Consider the following 19,968-nt stretch of genomic DNA (forward strand, 5'->3'; position numbering starts at 1 on the left):
AAGGAACTTCGCGATGAAACCGTCCGACCACGTCCGTGCCGTCCAGGCGTTCACCCGCCGCGAGCTGATCGGGCAGGAGGCCGCGCTGGACTCCCTCGCCGACATGCCGTTGCCGCTCTACTCGCGCTTCGCCGAGGCAGGGCTGGCCAACTGGTGGGTCGGCGAGGAGTACGGCGGCGCGGGGTTGGGCCTGCAAGAGAGCGTGCGGATCGTCTCGGAGCTGGCGTATGGCGATGCCGGCGCCGCCTTCACGCTGTTCATCCCGATCCTGACCACCAGCATGGTCGGCTGGTACGCCGACGAGCAGCTTCGCAAGGCTCTGCTGTCGGATCTGGTCGCCGGGCACGGGTTCGCCTCGACGCTGGGCAGCGAGCACGAGGCGGGCAGCGAGCTGGCGCGCATCACCACGACCGTCCGCCGCGATGGCGACGAGCTGGTCCTCAACGGGCTGAAGGCCTTCTCGACCGACACCGACTTCGCGCGCTTCACCGTGGTGGTCGCGCGCGCCGAGGACGATCCGGCGGGCTACCTCGCGGTGGTCGTCCCGCGCGACGCGCCGGGGCTGACCGTCGACAAGCGCTGGGAGGTCATCGGGCTGCGCTCCTCGGCGACATATCAGGTCTCGTTGAAGGACGTGCGGGTCCCGGCGTCGAACGCCCTGCGCGGCAACGGTCTGCGGCTGCTGGAGGTCGGCCTGAACGCCAGCCGCATCCTCATCGCCGCGACCGGCCTGGGCATCGCCCGCCGCGCCCGCGACCTGTGCCTGGACTACGCGAAGAGCAAGCAGGTCAAGGGCGCGCCGCTGGCGGCCAACGCGGTCTTCGCCGCCAAGCTGGGCCAGATGGAGATGCAGATCGACGTCATGGCCAACCAGTGCCTGACCGCCGCCCGCGACTACGACGCCATCGCCACCCGCCCCGACGCCGGCGAGGAGTTCCTCCGCGTCGGCACACTGAAGTCGGCCCTGACGGCGAAGATGTTCGCCGGCCAGGCAGGCTGGCAGGTGGTCTCCACCGCATCGGAGATGTTCGGCGGCCTCGGCTACACCCACGAGTCGATCATCGGCAAGCTCCTGCGCGACGTCCGCTTCGTCTCGATCATCGAGGGCGGCGACGACGTGCTGCGGGACTTGGTGTTCACACGGTACGTGGTGCCGGTGTCGAAGCGGTCGTGAGCGCAGACGGCGAGTGCTCCGTCCGCCATGTGGTCCGGTAGGCGCTCGGGGGGACACCGAGCCGGGTGACGAAGTGGCGCCGCAAGGAGTCGGCGCTGCCGAGTCCGCTGCGGCGGCCGACGCCGTCCATGGTGAGGTCGGTGGTCTCCAGGAGCTGCCGGGCCAGGTCGACGCGCTGGTGCAGCAGCCATCTCAGGGGACTCGTTCCGGTTTCGGTCCGGAAGCCGCGGGTGAGGGTGCGTTCGCTGACGCCGGCGTGCGCGGCGAGGTCCGCGAGGGTGATCGGGATGTCCAGCCGTGCCTGCGCCCACGCGCGGGTGGCGGCCAGGGAGCGTCCGGGCGCCGCGGGGCGGTTCGGTACCACGGGCTGTGGCTGGTCGGCGGGCCGGACCGGTCCGGCGACGACGAGGCTGCCGGCCGCGGCGGCGACCGCGGCGCCGTGGTCGGTGCGGATCAGGTGGAGGCACAGTTCCACGATGGCGGCGGCGCCGGCCGAGGTGAGCACCGATCCGTCGTCGACGTAGAGGGCTTCACGCTCGACCTCGATCTGCGGAAAGTCTCGGGCGAGACGGTCCAGGACGTGCCAGTGCGTGGTCGCTCGGCGTCCGTCGAGCAGTCCCGCCTCGGCGAGCACGAACACGCCGGTACACGCGCCGACGACACGCCGTCCTGATTCGGCAGCCGTTCGCAGCAAGGCACGAAGGCGCTCGCCGACCCGCGGCTGAGGACCCCCGCCGATGACGAAGACGGTATCGGCGTGCTCGGCGAGGTCCAGACCGTCGCCGATCGCCAGTGCGGGTCCGGTGACCGTGGCGACCAGCCCGGGGGTCGGTGTCGCGACGTCGACGCGATAGGCGCTGTGTCTTGCTGGTCCGACGTCCTCGAGGACTGCTTGCGCCACTGAGAGGTCATGCGTCATGACCGGCGGTACCGCGATGAACACGACGCGGTGCGGGGACGGGGACGCGGGTCGGGACATGGCCGGATCCTCCGGGTGCTTGGCTGCCGTCGTACTGCCGCGGACCGGGACCCGGAGCGCACTGTGGGCGTAGCGCGCTGCGCACGTTCGCGTGTTCCCGCGAGCGCTTCCCGCCTCGATATTCCGGAGATGGACCATGCCGTTCCACGTGATCATCGGCGCCGGCGCCACCGCGCTGGCCACCGCCCGCCTGCTCGCCGAGGACGGTGAACAGGTCCGGCTGGTCAGCAGGCGCGGCACCTCAACGCCGCACGAACGGGTCGAACCCGTCGCTCTGGACGCGACGGACGCCGACGCGCTGACCGAGATCTGCCGGGGCGCGGCGACGGTGTTCAACTGCGCGATGCCCGCGTACCACACGTGGCCGCTGGCTCTTCCGCCGTTGTTCCGAGCGATCCTGAGCGCGGCAGAACGTGGCGGGGCGCGCTATGTGATGCTGGGCAATCTTTACGGGTACGGGCCCGTGCGGGGTCCGGTGACCGAGGACCTGCCGTTGCTCGCAACAGGCCCGAAAGGCGTTGTCCGGGCTCAGATGTGGCAGGAGGCCCTGGCGGCGCACGAGGCCGGACGGGTCCGCGCGGCCGAAGTACGCGCGGGACAGTTCCTCGGCGCGGGCGCCGTCTCTTCCTTCACTCTGACCGTCGCGCCCGCCGTGCTCGCCGGGCGGCTGGCGCTGACTCCGGCGGCCCTGGACACCACCACCGGCTACACCGCGGTGGGCGACGCCGCGCGTGCTCTCGTCGGCGTCGCGCGGGCGGAGGACGCCTTCGGCCAGGCGTGGCATGCGCCGGCCGGCAACGCCACGGTCCGGGAACTCGCCACGCTGCTGGCGAAGCTGGCCAGCGCGCCCGCCCCGCAGCTTGAGACGCTGACAGAGCGAGACACCGCCCTGCTGTCGTTGACCTCGCCGCTCTGGGCGGAATTCGAGGAGACCGCCCACATGTCGCACCAGGACTTCGTGGTGGACTCCCGCCGGATCCAGCGACGGTTCGGGCTCGCGCCGACTCCCGTGGAGGAGGTACTCGCCGCGCCGCGTTCGGGTGCGAGCTGACGGCGGAAAAGCTGTTGCCTCCCGGCGGCGCGCAGGTCAACGATGACGGGGTGTCCGATCCTCTTGAGCGCGTCGTCGCCTTCCGTGCCGCTTTCGCGCGGCGTCAGGCTGCGGAAGTTGTTGATTTCTCTGGGGCTTTCGCGGTGCGCGATCCGGAGTTTCCGTTGTCGCAGGAGCACAATCAGCTGATCGTTGCGGCGGCGGACGTCGATGCCGCTGCGCTGTCCGGGTGGGCTCTGCGGGGTCTGGGGGATCGTCGGCAGTATCGGATCGCGGTGCTCGATGGGGTGCTCGGCGAGCGGGTCGCGCCGGTGTTGGCGGCGGAGGGGTACGAGCGGGAATCCGAGGTGGTCCTGGCTCGGGCTACGGCTGGGTGCATGCTGCCCGAGCGGGCTGCGCAGGCGGTGGAGCTGGCTGAGATGCGGGAGGCTGTGTTCCGGCAGCAGATGGAGTGGAGTCCGGACGAGGAGCTTGCCCGGCAGCTCACCGATCGGCGGCGGGTGCGGTTGCGCGGTGCCGAGACGGTGCTGTTCCTCGCTGCTCGGACGGCGGAGGGGGAGGTTGCGGCGTGTGCGGACCTGTACCTCGACTCCCGTGCCGGGCTGGCGCAGGTGGAGGATCTGGTCACGGCTACGGCGCATCGCGGGCAGGGCCACGGCGACGCACTGCTCGCTACCGGCTTGGCGCTGGCTGCCGACGCCGGGATTCCGCAGCTGTTCCTCATCGCGGACGGCAATGACTGGCCGCGTGAGTGGTACGGACGGCGTGGTTTCGCCGAGATCGGGCGCAGTCACTCATTCCTCAAGGGATGAGGCAACCGCAACCACATGCCAGGAGCCCCGCGGACGGGCGAACCGTCCGTGGGGCTCTCTGTGTTTCAGGCCGCCGTGTCTCAGGCCTCTGTGTTTCAGTCCTCTGTGTTTCAGGCCTCTGCGAATCTCACACGTCCAGCGTGACCTTGTACCGCTGCGCCCACTCGTTGCCGCCAAGGGCGCTCTCCAAGCCGTCGCGCAGCCGGGGGTCGGCGTCGGCGGGGGCGTGCAGGATCGCTTGCAGGATCATCGGGTTGATGATCGACATGATCGGCGCTTCGGGGTCGTTGGCGATCATCTCCTGCGCCGCCTTCTGGAGCGCGAGGTAGTAGTTCGGGTCCTGGGTGGTCGGGTAGGGGCTCTTCACACGCTGGAGGACCTTCTCCGGCAGGAGGTCCGCGACTGCGGCGCGCAGCAAGCTCTTCTCGCGGCCGTCGAAGGTCTTCATCGCCCAGGGGGCGTTGAACACGTACTGGACCAGGCGGTGGTCGCAGAAGGGGACGCGGACCTCCAGGCCGCTGGCCATGCTCAGGCGGTCCTTGCGGTCCAGCAGGATGTTGACGAAGCGGGTCAGGTGCAGGTAGCTGATCTCGCGCATGCGCTTCTCCAGGCCGTCCTCGCCGGCCAGGCGCGGCATCTCAGCCATGGCGTCGGAGTACCGGTCGGCGCGGTAGGTCGCCAAGTCCAGCTTGGTCGCCAGGTCCGGCTCGAGGAAGTCCGCGCCGTCCAGATTGCCCAGGCCCGCCAGCCAGGGGAAGGTGTCGGCCTTCACCGCCGCCTCGTCGTGGAACCAGCTGTAGCCGCCGAAGACCTCGTCGGCGGCCTCGCCGGACAGCGCGACGGTGGAGTGCTCGCGGATCGCCTTGAACAGCAGGAACATCGAGATGTCGATGTCGCCCTGCGGCGGGGCGTCGCGCGCCAGCAGCGCCGCGGTGCGGTTGGCGGGGTCCATCAGGTCGTCGGTGCGCAGGACGATGTCGCGGTGCTCGGTGCCGGCGAACTCGGCCAGAGCGTGGACGTAGGGGGTGTCCGCCTCGGCGCGCAGGTGGTCGGCGACGAAGTTCTCGGTCAGGCCCTCGAAGTCCACGCAGAAGGAGCGGACCGGGCCCTGTCCGCGCGCGGTCAGGGCGCGCTGGGTCAGGGCCGTGATGGCGCTGGAGTCCAGCCCGCCGGACAGCAGCGAGCACAGCGGCACGTCGGAGACCACCTGGTGGGCGATGATGTCGTCCAGCAGCTCGCGGACGGTCGCGATGGTGGTCGGCAGGTCGTCGGTGTGCTCGGTCGCCTCCAGAGCCCAGTAGCGGTGCTCGGTGACGCCCTCGGGGCGCACGCGCACGAACGTGCCCGGACGCACCTCCTTCATCCCGCGGAAGTAGGCGGTGCCCGGGGTCTTCACCGAGGCGAAGATCTCGCGCAGGCCGTCCAGGTCCACGGCCGGGTCGACCAGCCCGGAGGCCATGATGGCCTTGGGCTCGGAGCCGAACAGCACACCGTCGGGCATCGCCTGGTAGTACAGCGGCTTGATGCCCATGCGGTCGCGGACCAGCAGCAGCTCGCGGGTGCGGCCGTCCCAGACGGCGAAGGCGTACATGCCGGTGAGCCGGTCGACGAAGGCGCTGCCCCACTCCAGGTAGGCGTGCAGCACGACCTCGGTGTCGCTGGCGGTGCGGAAGGTGTGGCCCTTGCCCTCCAGCTCGGCGCGCAGCTCCTGGAAGTTGTAGACCTCGCCGCTGTAGGTCAGCGCGACCGGCGCCAGACCCTCGGCGGCCATCGGCTGCTTGCCGCCCTCGATGTCGATGACCGCCAGCCGGCGGTGGCCCAGGGCGACGGGCCCGTCGATGAACACGCCGCCCTCGTCGGGACCGCGGCAGATCATCGTGTCGGTCATCGCCTCGACGGTCGGGCGCTGGGTGGACAGGTCGCGCTCGTAGCTGACCCACCCGGTGATTCCGCACATAAGACGTCCCTTTCTAACTTTCGTGATCGGTTGGCAGAACCAGGCCGGCTCAGCTGGAGCGCCGGCGCGCGGCCGCGGTGCGGACGCCGGACCGGCGCAGCTGGGCCCGGACGCCGGCGTCGGCGTCCTGCATCGGGATCGGCGCCCCGGAGCGGGCCTTGTCGACGACCTCGGCCAGCGCGGCCACGGTCGGCGCCTCATACAGGGTGTGCGGCGGCAGGTCGTCGAGCCCGAACTCCTTGCGCAGGGCGGTGACGATCGTGACCCCGAGCAGCGAGTTGCCGCCGAGCTCGAAGAAGTTGTCCAGGGCGCCGACGCCGTCCAGCCGCAGCGACTCGCGCCACATCCGGGCGATGGTCTCCTCGGTGGCGCCCTCGGGCTCCTGGAACGGCGTCATCAGCTCCGGCCGCGGGTGCAGCGCGCCGCCGTCGAGCGCCGCCGTGGCGGCGACCGCGTCCAGCGTGAACTCGGCACTCAGACGTACCAACGAGCCGAAATCCTGAGTGGAGACCACGACTCGCGGCTCCCCGGAGGCCAGCGCCCGCAGCAGGCAGCGCCAGCCCTCGTCGAAGCCGATGCCGATGCGCGTCCGGTTCTCCTCCAGGAAGCTGCGCAGCCCTTCGGCGTAGCCGTCCAGACCGGCCGACCACGCGTTCCACAGCCACTCGCCCCAGTCCACGGAGACGACCGGCCGCCCGGCGGCGGACTGCTGCGCGGCGAAGGCGTCCAGGAACGCGTTGGCCGAGCAGTAGTCGACCTGGCCGGGACCGCCGCCGGTGGCGGAGGTGATCGAGGAGAACAGGACCAGGAAGTCCAGCGGGATCTCCTCCGGCTCGCCGAAGTGCAGCGCCTCGGCCAGCGCGAGCGTCCCGGCGACCTTCGGAGCGAGCACCGTGTCCAGCTCGCCGGGCTCCTTGAACTGCATCAGGCCCATGCCGGGCAGGCCGGCGGCGTGCAGGACGCCGTGCAGGGCGCCGAAGCGGTCGAGGGCGGTGGTGACGGCGCGTCGCACGTCCTCGGGACGGCCCAGGTCGCCGACGACGATCTCGACGTCCGCGCCGAGGTCGAGGAGCGCCTGGACCTTGCGGACGCGCTCCCGCGTGGGCTCGTCGGTGCTCTGGTCGCCGGAAACGATGGCAGACCACTGCTCGCGCGGCGGAAGACCGGTGCGGCCAAAGAGCACAAGCTTGGCGTGGCACTCCGCGGCCAGGCGCTCGGCCATGCCCAGTGCGATGCCGCCGAGGCCGCCGGTGATCAGGTAGACACCGGATTCGCGGAGGATGCCAGAGGCCTGATCCGCGACCACGGGCGCCGAAGCCGAGCCCGCAGCGAGCGCCGGAGCAGCACTCGGCAGCGCTTCCTCCGGCATCGTCTCGAACCCGCACACCCAGCGCCGGCCATGACGCAGCGCCACGATGCGGTCGGCGGCGGGGCGGGCGAGTTCGGCGGTCAGCGCGGCGACCGTCTTGGGGGTCGGCTGCGCGTCGAGGTCGATCAGGCGCGCGGTCACGCTCGGGTACTCGACCGGGACCACCAGCGCGGGACCGGTGAGGGTGGCCGCGAGCGGGTCGGTGGCGTCGCCGGGCAGCACCTGCTGTGCGCCGGCGGTGACCACGTCGAGCGCCCAGTCGTCGACGCCGACCTCGCCGGCGGCCCGGGCGAGCGCCACCAACGTGTGCAGTCCGTCGACCACCGGGTCGGAGGAGCCGAGGGCCCACAGGTGCACCACTCGCGAGGGCACGCCGCCGGCCACCCGCAGGTCGCGCAGCAGCTGCCGGGTGTCGTCCAGGTTTCCGGGCCGGATGGCGTAGTCGCCCTCGGCGTAAGCCGCACCCGGTCGCACCACCGTCACCGCCGCGCCGCTGCCCCGCAGCCGCTCGACCACGCGGTCGGCGACCCCGTCACGGCTGAACACCAGCCAGGACTCGGGCAGATCCACCGCCGCCGGTGCCGCGGTCTGCCGCCACACCGGAAGGTGCAGCCACTGCTCCTCCGGCAGCTTCGGCAGGTCCGCGACCGTCTCCAGCGTCGTCTCGCCGCTGCCGCTGCCGCCGCCAGCGATCCCGCCGGTGTACAGCGCGGGCCGCATCGGCGTGTCGATCCAGTGCTCCTGCCGCTGGAAGGCGTACGTCGGCAGCGGCACGCGGTTCGGCACGGTCGCCGGGTCCTCGGGCCGTGCGCCGGGCTGCCGGTCGTACAGCGTCGGCCAGTCCAGGTCGGCGCCGACCAGCCACAGCCGCGCCAGGCAGTCCGTCAGCACCGCGTCGTCGGCGCGGCCGTCGCCGGCGGCCGGCAGGGTGCTGACGATCGTCGACCAGCGCTCCGGCGGGCAGCCCGCGGCACGCACCAGCGCGCCGAGCGACTGACCGGGTCCGATCTCCACGACAGCCAGGTCCGGATCGGCAAGCAGGGTGCTGATGGCGGTAGCGAACTGCACCGGCTGGCACATGTGCCGGGCCCAGTAGCCGGGGTCGGTCACCTGCTCGGTGGTGACCCGCGTGCCGGTGGTGTTGGAGATGTACGGCACGCGCGGTGCGTTCAGCGTCACGTTCGTCTTCACCCACGCGGTGAGCGCTTCGCGCACCGGCTCCAGCATCCGGCTGTGGAAGGCGTGCGTGGTCTGCAGCGCGCGGAACGGGATCTCCGCCTCCAGCAGCTCCGCACCCAGCGCCGCCAGCGCCTCGTCGGGACCGGCGACGACGGTGACCTCGGGCCCGTTGACCGCCGCGATGTCCAGCCCGCGCGCGGCCAAGCCGTACTTCTCCAGTCCCTTCGGCGACAGCGACACCGCCGCCATCCCGCCGCCGGGCTGCGCGCCGATGAGCTTGGCCCGCTGCGCGACCAGCGCCAAAGCGTCGGACAGCGACAGCACCCCGGACAGGCAGGCGGCGACGTACTCGCCGAGGCTGTAGCCGAGCATCAGCTTCGGCTGCACGCCCCAGGTCATCAGGGTCCTGGCAAGGGCGTACTCGACGGCGAACAACGCGGGCTGCACCACCTCGGTGCGCTCCAACGCCGACGCCCGCTCGTCCTGGGAACCGCCGCTCCGACCCAGCAGGGCAGCCAGATCCGTGCCGCCGCCACGCGTTCCGGTCAGCAGATCCTTCAGGTCCGCGTCGGGAATCAGGACCCGCAGATGCTCCAAGCACTCGTCCAGCAGCGTCCGGAACACCGGCTCGCGCCGGTAGAGCTCGCGCACCATCCCGGGGTACTGCTCCCCCACGCCGGAGAACAGGAACGCCACCGGGCGGCTCGTCGTGGTGTCCAGCCGTCCCAGCACCGCGGACTTGTCCGGTCCGGTCAGCGCGGCGGCCAGCTGCTCGATCCCGTCGGCGACGACCGCGCGCCGGTGCTCGAACAGCTTGCGCCCGGCCTGCATCGTGTAGGCGACGTCGCGCAGCCGCAGATCCGGGTTGCCCAGCAGGTGCGCGCCGAGCCGTTCCCCGGCCGCCTCGACGGCGCCAGAGTTGCGCGCCGACATCGGCACGACGTGGAAGCGGCGCACGGCGTTGGGGTCCGAGGGCTCGGCGGGCACCCGCTCAGGCGCGCGCTCGACGACCACGTGGACGTTCGTCCCACCCATGCCCAGGGAGTTGATCCCGGCGATCGGCGGGCGTCCGTCGCGGGTCTGCCACGGCGCCAGCTCGGTGTTGACGTAGAACGGGCTGTCCTCGAAGTCGATGTTCGGGTTCGGCGTCTCGTAGTGCAGGCTCGCCGGGATCATCTGGTCGGTCAGCGCCAGCGAGGTCTTGATCAGACCCGTGACGCCGGCCGCGCGGTCCAGGTGGCCGACGTTGGTCTTCACCGAGCCGATCGGGCAGTACTGCTTGGCGTCGGTGTCGCCGAACGCCCGGGTGAGCGCCGCGACCTCGATCGGGTCGCCGAGTTCGGTGGCCGTGCCGTGCGCCTCGATGTAGCTGATGTCCTCGCCGGTGACCCCGGCGTCGGCCATCGCCTCGATGACGACCGAGGACTGGCCCACCACGCTCGGGGCGGTGAAGCCGACCTTCAGCGCGCCGTCGTTGTTGACCGCCGTGCCGCGGATGACCGACCAGATGTGGTCGCCGTCGCGCAGCGCGTCGGACAGGCGCTTGAGCGCCACGACCGCCGCGCCGTCGCCGAACATGCTGCCGCGCGCGCCGGCGTCGAAGGTGCGGACGTGGCCGTCCGGGGAGGCCATGCCGCCGGCTTCGAAGCGGTGGCCGACCTTCTCCGGGACGTGCACCGAGGAACCGCCGGCCAGGGCGATCTCGCACTCGCCGTTGCGCAGAGCCTGCACGGCCATGTGTGTGGCGACCAGCGAGGTGGAGCAGAACGTCTGCACCGCGATGCTCGGTCCGTACAGGTCCAGCAGGTAGGAGACGGTCGTGGTGAGCGCGTCCTTGTCGTTGCCCATCAGGACCTCGTAGACGCTGAACTCCGGGTCCGCGAGGATCTCCGGGTGCCGCATCAGATAGGTGCTGATGTTGGACCCGCCGTAGACCCCGACGCGGCTGCGGCCTTCGGGCGCGGCGTAGCCCGCTTGCTCCAGCGCTTCCCAGCAGACTTCCAAGAACAGCCGCTGCTGCGGGTCGGTGAGCGCCGCCATGCGCGGGCTCATGCCGAAGAAGGAGGCGTCGAAGCCGCGGACGTCCGGCAGGACCGGCCGGGCCCGCACATACGCCGGGTCCGCCAGTTCCTCGGGCGTGACGCCGGAGGCGAGCAGTTCCTCGTCGGTGAAGAAGCTGATCGTCTCGACGCCGCCGCGCACGTTCGTCCAGAACGTCTCGACGTCGGTGGCGCCGGGGAACCGCCCGGCCATGCCGATGACCGCGATGCGCCGATCGTCGTCGGAGGCGACCCGGCTCGCCGAGCCGATGCCGCCGACCGCAGCCGGACGCTCGGCTCGCTGCGCGGCGATCCGGCCCGCCGCTTCCTTGTCGGTCGCGCCCTGGTTGTCCAGGATCGCCGCGAGCCCTTGCACGGTCGGCGCCTCGAAGAGAGTCACCGCCGGGATCGCGACGCCGAAGCGCTTCTTGACCAGCGCCAGCATCTGCAGCGCCAGCAGCGAGTTGCCGCCGAGGTCGAAGAACGCGTCCTTGACGCCGACCGGCTCCACGCCGAGCAGGTGCGACCACAGGTCGGCCAGCGAGCGCTCGGTGTCGGTGGACGGCGCGCTGTAGGGCTGCGGCAGATCGGGGCGCGGGAACTTCTCGCCGCCGCCGATCACGTCGGTGAGGGTCATGGCGCGCGGCAGCCGGTCGGTCAGCCCGCCGGCCGCGACGACCAGGGACGGTCCTGGACCGGCGAGCGTGGCGTCGAACGCCGCCAGTGCCTGCTCGCGGGTCATCGAGTGCTTGACCATGACCGCGCCGACGTGGTGGCTGTCGATGGTCACCGACCAGGTGTCCCAGCTGGTGGAGATCCAGCGGGTCGGGGACTGCCCAGCGGCGAAGCGCGCGTGGTTGCGCTGGCCGATCGCCGCCAGCGCCGCGTTGCCGCCGGCGTAGCAGGCGAAGGCGATGCCGCCGAGGATCGAGGAGGTGGAGGAGAAAAGCAGGCAGAACTCAGGAGCCTGAGTCTCATCCAATTCGGCCAGGAGTGTGTCCAGGACCAGGGCGCCGCCGACCTTCGCGCCGAAGTGCAGCCCGACCGCCTCGTCGTCGACCGCGCGCAGGGCGCGGAAGGTGTCCGGGTGGGTGACGGCGGCGGCGTGCACGATGCCGTCGAGGCGGCGGCCGTCGGCCAGAGCGTCGGCGAGGACCGCGCGCATCGCGTCGGCGTCGGTGACGTCCACTGCCGGGGTCAGGATCTCGACCCCGGACGCCCGCAGCGCCTCCAGCCGGTCCAGGCGGCTGCCGCCGGCGGGAGAGCCGGTGCGGCTGGTCAGGATCAGCCGTCCGGCGCCGGAGGCGGCGAAGTGCTCGGCCAGGATCATGCCGAGGTCGCCGAGGCCGCCGGTGATCAGGTAGCTGCCGCCGCTGCGGATCCGGTGCACCGGCTCGGCGGGCGCGGCGTCGGCGGGCACGTAGTCGCGCACGTGCCGCTCGCCGTCGCGGTAGCCGACCAGGACGTCGTCGACGTCGGAGGGCCGGCCGATCTCGGCGGCCAGCGCGGCGGCGACGGTCGGCGCGTCGGCGTCCGCGCCGACGTCGACGGTGCCGCACTCCAGGTTCAGGTATTCGAGGTTGGCGACGACCTGCAGCACCGCCGCGGCGTGCTGCGCCGGACGCGGCACGTCGCCGCCGACCGGCTGGCCACCGCGGGTGGCAACGAGCATCCGGGCACTGCCGGTGCCGTCGCTGCCCCAGGCGTCCAGCAGCCGGGCCAGCGGCTGGACGACGTCCCGGCCGTCGAGGTCGGCCGCGTCGCCGGCGGGCCGGTCCAGCAGCCGCAGATCGACGACCGTGGTGCGGTCCTCGGCGGCTTCGCGGGCCACGATCGCGGCGTGCTCCTCGCGGGTCAGCGCCGTGCCGCCGGAGACGGTGACGACCTCGGCGCCGGAGGCGGTCAGCACCTCGCTCAGCGCCTCGGCGACGCCGCCGGTGTCGGCGACCAGCACGACCTTGCCCAGCGCCCCGGCACCGGCCGCGATCGGCGCGGCGGACCAGCGCGGCCGCAGCACCTCGACGAGGACTTCCTCGGGCTCGGGCTTGGCCTGCGGCTTGGCGGCGGCAGCTCCGGCGGCGGCTCCAGCTGCGGCTGCGGGCCCGGGCAGCGCGGTGCGCTTGGGCGCGGTCACCGTGGTCGCGGTCCCGGGGATCTCGGTCCAGTACCGCTGGCGCTGGAACGGGTAGGTGGGCAGCGGGATGCGGCCGGGCAGCAGCGGATCGGGCTGCGTGTCAGGGTTCTGAATGTTCCGGCCCTGGTACGTCACCCAGTCCGGGTCCGCGCCGACCAGCCACAGCCGCGCCAGCGCCTCGGTGAACGCCTGGTCGTCCGGGCGCTTGTCGTCGGCGGCGGGCAGCGTGGCCAGGATCAGCGGCCAGCGGTCCGGCGGGCACTTCGCGCCGCGGATCATCGTGCCGAGCGACTGGCCCGGCCCGATCTCCAGGATTGCCAGTTCCGGGTCGGCCAGCAGCGCCGCGATCGCGTCGCCGAAGCGGACCGTGCGGCACATGTGCCGGGCCCAGTACGCCGGGTCGGTCGCGTCCTCGGCGCTGACCCGGTTGCCGGAAACGTTGGACAGGTAAGGGATTTGGGGCGCGTTCAGAGTCACGTTCGCCGCGACCCATGCGGTGAGCCGGTCCTGGATCGGCTCCAGCATCCGCGAGTGGAAGGCGTGCGTGGTGCTCAACGCGCGGTGCGGGATCTCGGCCTCGCGCAGTTCGGCGACGAAGGCCTCCATCGCCTCCAGCGGACCGGCGACGACCGTCACCTGCGGACCGTTGAGCGCGGCGATGTCCAGACCGCGCTCGGCCAGCTTGTAGGGAGCGAGGTCGGCGGGGGTCGCCGAGACCGCGGTCATGGCGCCGGCCTCGATCGTGGAGATCAGCTCGGCACGGTGCGCGACGAGTTTGAGAGCGTCCGACAGGGACAGGACGCCGGACAGGCAGGCCGCGACGTACTCGCCGAGGCTGTAGCCGAGCATCAGCTTCGGCTGCACACCCCAGGTCATCAGGGTCCTGGCAAGGGCGTACTCGACGGCGAACAACGCGGGCTGCACCACCTCGGTGCGCTCCAACAGCGCCGCGCGCTCGTCGTGGGAACCGTCGCCACGACCCAGCAGCGCAGCCAGATCCGAGCCGCCGCCGCGCGCGCCGGTCAGCAGATCCTTCAGGTCCGCATCGGGAATCAGGGTCCGCAGTTGGTCCAGGCATTCGTCAAGCCGCGCCCGGAACACCGGCTCACGCTGGTAAAGCTCCCGGACCAGTCCCGGGTACTGCTCCCCCACGCCGGAGAACAGGAACGCCACGGGACGCCCCGTCACCGCGTCCACGCGGCCGAGCAGGTCGCCCTCGCGCAGCTTGGTCTGCACGGTGGCCAAGCCGTCGGCGACCAGCGCGCGGCGGTGGTCGAAGCGCTTACGGCCGACCTGCATGGTGTAGGCGAGGTCGATCAGGCGGGTCTGCGGCGCGTCGGCGAGGAAGTCAGCGAGCTGACTCGCGCTCGCCTCGACCGCCGCCGGGGTGCGCGCGGACAGCGGCACCACCTGGTAGCGGCGCGAGGACGCGGCGTCCGCCGGGTCGGCGAGAGCGCGCACCGGCGCCTGCTGCACCACGAGGTGCACGTTCGTGCCGCCCATGCCGAGCGAGTTCAGACCGGCCAGCGCTGGACGTCCGTCGCGGGTGCGCCACGGCGTCAGCTCGGTGTTGACGTAGAACGGGCTGTTCGCGAAGTCGATCCGCGGGTTCGGCGCGGTGTAGTGCAGGCTCGGCGGGATCACCTGGTCCTTGAGCGCCAGCGAGGTCTTGATCAGACCTGTGACACCGGCGGCGCGGTCCAGGTGGCCGACGTTGGTCTTCACCGAGCCGATCGGGCAGTACTGCTTGGCGCCGGTCTCGCCGAAGGCCCGGGTCAGGGCCGTCACCTCGATGGGGTCGCCGAGTTCGGTGGCGGTGCCGTGCGCCTCGATGTAGCTGATGTCCTCGCCGGTGACCCCGGCGTCGGCCATGGCGTCCACGATCACCCGCGACTGCCCGATGACGCTGGGCGCGGTGAAGCCGACCTTGAGCGCGCCGTCGTTGTTCATCGCCGAGCCGCGGATCACCGACCAGATGTGGTCGCCGTCGCGGACGGCGTCGGACAGCCGCTTGAGCACGACCGCCGCGGCGCCGTCGCCGAACATGCTGCCGCGCGCCTCGGCGTCGAAAGTGCGGACGTGGCCGTCGGGCGACTCCATGCCGCCGGGCATGTATTCGTGCCCGATCTTGTCCGGCACGCGGACCGAGACGCCGCCGGCGATCGCCATGTCGGACTCGCCGCTGCGCAGGCTCTGGATCGCCAGGTGGGTGGCGACCAGCGAGGTGGAGCAGAAGGTCTGCACCGCGACGCTGGGACCGTACAGGTCGAGCAGGTAGGACACGGTGGTCGTCAGGGCGTCCTTGTCGTTGCCCATGATGACCTCGTAGACGCTGAAGTCTCCGCTGGTCATCTGCTCCGGCATGCGCATCAGGTAGCTGCTGATGTTGGCGCCGCCGTAGACGCCGACGCGTCCGCGCAGCTCCGGCACGACGTAGCCGGACTGCTCCAGCGCCTCCCAGCAGACCTCCAGGAACAGCCGCTGCTGCGGGTCGGTCAGAGTGGCCATGCGCGGGTTCATGCCGAAGAACGCGGCGTCGAAGCCCGAGACCTCGTCCAGGACCGGACGGGCCCGGACGTAGGCGGGATCGGCGAACTCCTCGGCGGAGACGCCGGAGGCGAGCAACTCCTCCTCGCTGAAGAAGCTGATCGACTCCACGCCCTCGCGGACGTTGCGCCAGAACGCCTCGACGTTCGGCGCGCCGGGGAAGCGGCCGGCCATGCCGACGACCGCGATCAGGCGATCGTCCTCGGTGCCGGCGCGGACGATCGGGCGTTGCGCGACGATCGGCGCCGTCGTGCTCTGCGTGCTCTGCCCGCCTTCGCCCTCCAGGATCGCGGCCAGGGTCTGCACGGTCGGCGCCTCGAAGAGCTGCACCGCCGGGACCGAGACCCCGAAGCGCTTCTTCACCAACGCCAGCATCTGCAGCGCCAGCAGCGAGTTGCCGCCGAGGTCGAAGAAGGCGTCGCGGGTCCCGACCGGCTCGATGCCCAGGACGTCGGACCACAGCTCGGTCAGCGCGCGCTCGGTCGCGGTGAGCGGCGCGGTGTAGGGCTGCGCGAGTTCGGGGCGCGGGAAGCGCTCGCCGGTGCCGATCGCGGCGTCCAGGAGCGCGGAGGCGCGCGGCAGGCGGTCGCCGAGGCCGCCGGCGACGACGGCGGTGGCGGCACGCGGCTTGGCCAGCAGCGCGTCGAGGGCGGCGAACGCCTGGTCGTTGCTCATGGAGTGCGCGGCCATGCCGGCGCCGAAGCCGGACTGGAGGCGCTCCAGGGTGATCGACCAGGTGTCCCAGGCCGCGGCGAGCCAGCGCGTGGAGGAGGTATCGCCGAGCTCTGAGGTATCGCCGAGCTCTGCGACAGCGGTGAGCGCGGCGTTGGCGGCGGCGTAGGAACCGAAGGTGATGCCGCCGAGGATCGAGGAGGTCGAGGAGAAGAGCAGACAGAAGTCAGGGCTCTGTTCTGCCGACAGCTCGGACAGGACGTCGCGCAGCACCAACGCGCCGTTCACCTTGGCGCCGAAGTGGGTCGCGACGGTGTCGGCGTCCAGGTCGCGCAGCGCACGGAAGGTGTCAGGGCTCGTGGTCGCGGCGGCGTGGATGACACCGTCGACCTTGCCGAGTTCGGCGAACAGCGCGCGGACGGCTGCCGCGTCGGTGACGTCGAGCTGCGGGGTCAGGACCTCGACGCCGCGGTCGGTCAGCCTGCGCACTCCGTCGGAGCGGCGGTCGCCGGAACCAGTCGGGATACCGCCACGGCTGGCCAGCACGAGCCGCGCCGCGCCGGCGGTCGCCAGGTGGCCGGCGACCAGCAGGCCGACGTCGCCGAGGCCGCCGGTGATCAGGTAGGTGCCGCCGGAGCGGACCGGGACCGGCTCGCCGCCGGGGAGGCCGGACACGTACTCGCGGATGTGGCGCCGGCCGTCGCGATAGGCGACCAGGATCTCCTCGCTGTCGCCGCGGGCTTCGGTGGCGAGAGCGCGCGCCGATTCCTCAGGCGAGGCCTGCGGATCGAGGTCGACGGCGCGGCAGTCGAGGTTCAGGTATTCCTGGTTCGCGACGGCGGGCATCGCGGCGAGGCCCGCTTGGGCGACGGTCGGGAGTTCGCCGTCGGCGACGGCGTGGCCGCCGGTGGTCGCGACGAAGTAGCGGGTGGTGCCGTTGGTGCTGCCCCACGCGTCGAGAGCTGCGGCCAGCTGCGGGACCAGAACATCGGGCTCGGCAGTCGTGGTGAGGGCACGCAAGTCGATGACCGTGGTGCTGGATCCGGCGTGGTCGGTACCGAAGCTGTCGCCGACCACTGCGACGTCCGCACCGTCGGCGCGCAGCGCAGTCGCGATACCGTCGGCGAGCCCTGATGTGCCGAGGACGACGTAGCGGTCCGGCGTCGTCGCGGTCCCGGTGAGCTCGGCGGCCGTCCAGCGCGGGCTCAGCAGCTGGACGTGCTCGGCGTCGGCGACCGGTCCGGTCAGCGGCGCGGTCGAGGCGGGCTTCGCCGCCGCGCGGCCGCCGGCCGGTGCGTCGATCCAGTAGCGCTGGCGCTGGAACTGGTACGTCGGCAGGCTCACGCGCGCCGCCGTCCGGCCGTCGCGGTAGCCGGACCAGTCGACCGGCACGCCGGTCAGCCACAGCCGTCCGAGCGCCTCGGCGAGCACCGTCGCGCCCGAGCGCGGGTCAGCGCGGCCCGGCAGCGTCGGGACGATCAGCGGCCACCGGTCGGGGGCGCAAGCGCGGTGTCCGCGCGCCATGGTCCCCAGCGACGGTCCCGGACCGATCTCCAGCAGCACCGCGTCCCCGGCGTTCAGCAGCTCGGCGAGCATCGCGTCGAACTGGACCGGCGCGCACATGTGCTCGGCCCAGTAGCCTGGGTCGGCGACCTGCTCGGTGGTCACGGCGGTACCGGTGACGTTGGACAAGTAAGGGGTCTGCGGTGCCTGGGTGGTGATGTTCGCGGCGACCCAGGCAGTCAGCTCGTCCTTGAGGCCGGCGAGCATCGAGGAGTGGAAGGCGTGCGTGGTGGTCAGCACGCGGACCGGGATCGCGTCGGGCTCCAGCAGGGCGGTCAGGGCGGCGACCGCTTCGGCGGTACCGGCGACCACGGTGAGCTCGGGACCGTTGACGGCGGCGACGTCGAGCTCTGCGATACCGGCGCGCGCGATGCGCGCGGCGACGTCGGCGGCGGCCAGCGGGACGGCGGCCATCGCGCCGTGCGGCTGCGCGTCGATGAGCTGTGCGCGGTGGGCGACCAGCGCGAGGGCGTCGGACAGCGACAGGACGCCGGACAGTGTGGCGGCGACGTATTCGCCGAGGCTGTAGCCGACGATCACGCCGGGGCGGATGCCCCAGGATTCCAGCAGCTTGGCCAGCGCGTATTCGACGGCGAACAAGGCGGGCTGGAGGATCGCCGTCGCCTGGCCTTCGGCGCTTTCCTCGATGGCGCCGCGGCCGAGCAGGCGGCTCAGGTCGCCGCTGATGGTGGTGTCGCGCGGACGCAGCATCTCGGTCAGCGGGTCGCGGCCGAGCTTGTCCTGGAGGACTGCGCGGCATTCGTCCAGGACGTCACGGAAGACCGGCTCGGTGCGGTACAGGTCCTCGGCCAGGCCCGGGTACTGCTCGCCGGTGCCGGCGATCAGGAAGGCGATCTCGCGGTCGGAGCGGCCGTCGGCGCGTGTCAGGACATTGTTTTCCTGCAGAGCTGCGGCCAGAGCGGCGGTTGTCGCACCGACCGCGATGCGGCGATGTTCAAAGACTTTGCGGCCAGTCTGGAGGGTGTTCGCGACGTCTGTGAGGGTGTCAGCGGTATCAGCGGTGTTGGCGGTGTCGGCGAGGTGCGCGGCGAGCTTCGCGGTCATGGCGTCGGCGGCTTCGGCCGAGCGCGCGGACCAGATGAGGACTTCGGGGCGGGGCTCGGGCGCGTTCGCCTCGTCTGCCTTGACCGGTGTCGGCAGCGGCGCTTCCTGGAGCACGACGTGCGCGTTGGTGCCGCCGATGCCGAAGGCGCTGACGCCGACCCGGCGGACCGTTTCGGGCGTGCGCGGCCAGGGCGTCAGCTCGGTGACCACCTCCAGCTCGGCACCGCCGGCGCCGAGCTGCGGGTTGGGGTCGGTGAAGTTGCGGGTCGGCGGGATCTCGCCGCGGTACAGGACCAGCGCGCCCTTGATCAGGTTGGTCACGCCGGCGGCGCGGTCCAGGTGGCCCAGGTTGGACTTCACCGAGCCGATGCGGAGCGAGGCGCCGTCGAAGACCTGTTGGAGGGCGGCGAGTTCGGCGGCGTCGCCGAGGGCGGTGCCGGTGCCGTGCGCCTCGACGTAGCCGACGTCGGCGGGCTCCAGGCCGGCGGCGGCGAGCGCCTCGGCGATCACCGCGGCTTGGCCCTGCACGCCGGGCGCGGTGAACCCGACCTTGCGGCCGCCGTCGTTGTTGACCGCCCAGCCGCGGATCACGGCGTAGACGCGGTCGCCGTCGGCGAGGGCGTCCTCCAGGCGGCGCAGCGCGACCACGCCGACGCCGTTGCCGATCGGGCTGCCCAGGCCCGCGGCGTCGAACGCGCGGCACTCGCCGTCCGGCGGGTTGATGCCGCCGGGCTGGTAGAGGTAGCCGACGCGGTGCGGGACCGCCAGCGCGACGCCGCCGGCCAGCATCAGGTCGGCCTCGAAGTTGGCCAGCGCGGTGGCGGCGGCGCAGACCGCGACCAGCGAGGTGGAGCAGTAGCTCTGCACGGTGTAGCTGGGCCCGGTCAGGCCCAGGGAGTGCGCGGCGCGGGTGGTCAGCGAGTCGCGGTCGTTGGCCAGGCCGACGGCCATCTCGCCGAGCGACTGCCCGACGCCGGAGGGCTCGAGGTTGTTGGTCAGGTAGGAGCTCCAGGCGCTGCCGGCGATGACGCCGATCAGTCCGTCGAAGCGCGCCGGGTCGCAGGCCGCGTCCTCCAGCGCCTCCCAACAGTGCTCGAGGAAGAGGCGGTGCTGCGGGTCGAGGATCTGCGCCTCTTTCGGGTTCACCCCGAAGAAACCGGCGTCGAACTGCTCGATACCGTCCACGACCGGCGCGGCCTTGACGTAGGCGGGATCGGCGAGGACATCCTCGGCGACGCCGGCGGCGCGCAGCTCGGCGTCGCTGAAGCGGGTCAGACCCGAGGCGCCGGCGCGGATACCGGTCCACAGCGCGCCGACGTCGGCGGCTCCGGGGAACCGCCCCGCCATGCCGACGATCGCGATGTCGGTGCCGGAGGGGCTGTCAGTCTGGTCGGACTCGGAAGTCTCACTGAGACGGTCGTTCACGG

Annotated in this window: 6 protein-coding genes; 3 read left to right on the forward strand and 3 right to left on the reverse strand. The window is 72.1% G+C overall.

Annotation, left to right across the window (positions count from 1 at the left end):
* The first annotated feature begins 13 nt into the window (after positions 1-13).
* Positions 14-1,174: an acyl-CoA dehydrogenase family protein gene (locus CACI_RS34625; protein ID WP_015795553.1), complete on the forward strand. Its 1,161-nt coding sequence runs from the start codon at positions 14-16 to the stop codon at positions 1,172-1,174.
* Here the strand turns inward: CACI_RS34625 and CACI_RS34630 are convergent.
* Entirely contained in the window at positions 1,137-2,153 is a 1,017-nt protein-coding gene (locus tag CACI_RS34630) for a GlxA family transcriptional regulator (protein WP_015795554.1), read from the reverse strand. The genes CACI_RS34625 and CACI_RS34630 overlap by 38 nt on opposite strands.
* Positions 2,154-2,289: 136 nt before the next feature.
* Between CACI_RS34630 and CACI_RS34635 the strand changes: the two genes are divergently transcribed.
* Together CACI_RS34635 and CACI_RS34640 are read left to right on the forward strand one after the other, a co-directional pair.
* A complete protein-coding gene (locus CACI_RS34635) occupies positions 2,290-3,204 on the forward strand; it encodes an NAD-dependent epimerase/dehydratase family protein (RefSeq protein WP_015795555.1) in 915 nt (304 codons plus the stop codon).
* Between the two features lie 50 nt (positions 3,205-3,254).
* Positions 3,255-4,016 carry a GNAT family N-acetyltransferase gene (locus CACI_RS34640; RefSeq protein ID WP_041540653.1) on the forward strand — a complete coding sequence of 254 codons (762 nt, stop codon included), beginning with the start codon at positions 3,255-3,257 and terminating at the stop codon, positions 4,014-4,016.
* A gap of 127 nt (positions 4,017-4,143) precedes the next feature.
* On the opposite strand, the gene asnB is transcribed toward CACI_RS34640, so the two are convergent.
* Positions 4,144-5,973, reverse strand: a complete 1,830-nt coding sequence (asnB, locus tag CACI_RS34645; protein ID WP_015795557.1) for an asparagine synthase (glutamine-hydrolyzing) — start codon at positions 5,971-5,973, stop codon at positions 4,144-4,146.
* A 49-nt stretch (positions 5,974-6,022) separates the two neighbouring features.
* Positions 6,023-19,966 (reverse strand): type I polyketide synthase, encoded by a 13,944-nt coding sequence (locus CACI_RS49365; protein ID WP_015795558.1) that lies wholly within the window; start codon positions 19,964-19,966, stop codon positions 6,023-6,025.
* Between the last annotated feature and the right edge of the window lie 2 nt (positions 19,967-19,968).

This window comes from Catenulispora acidiphila DSM 44928 (genome assembly GCF_000024025.1).
GTDB classification, from domain to species: Bacteria; Actinomycetota; Actinomycetes; order Streptomycetales; family Catenulisporaceae; genus Catenulispora; species Catenulispora acidiphila.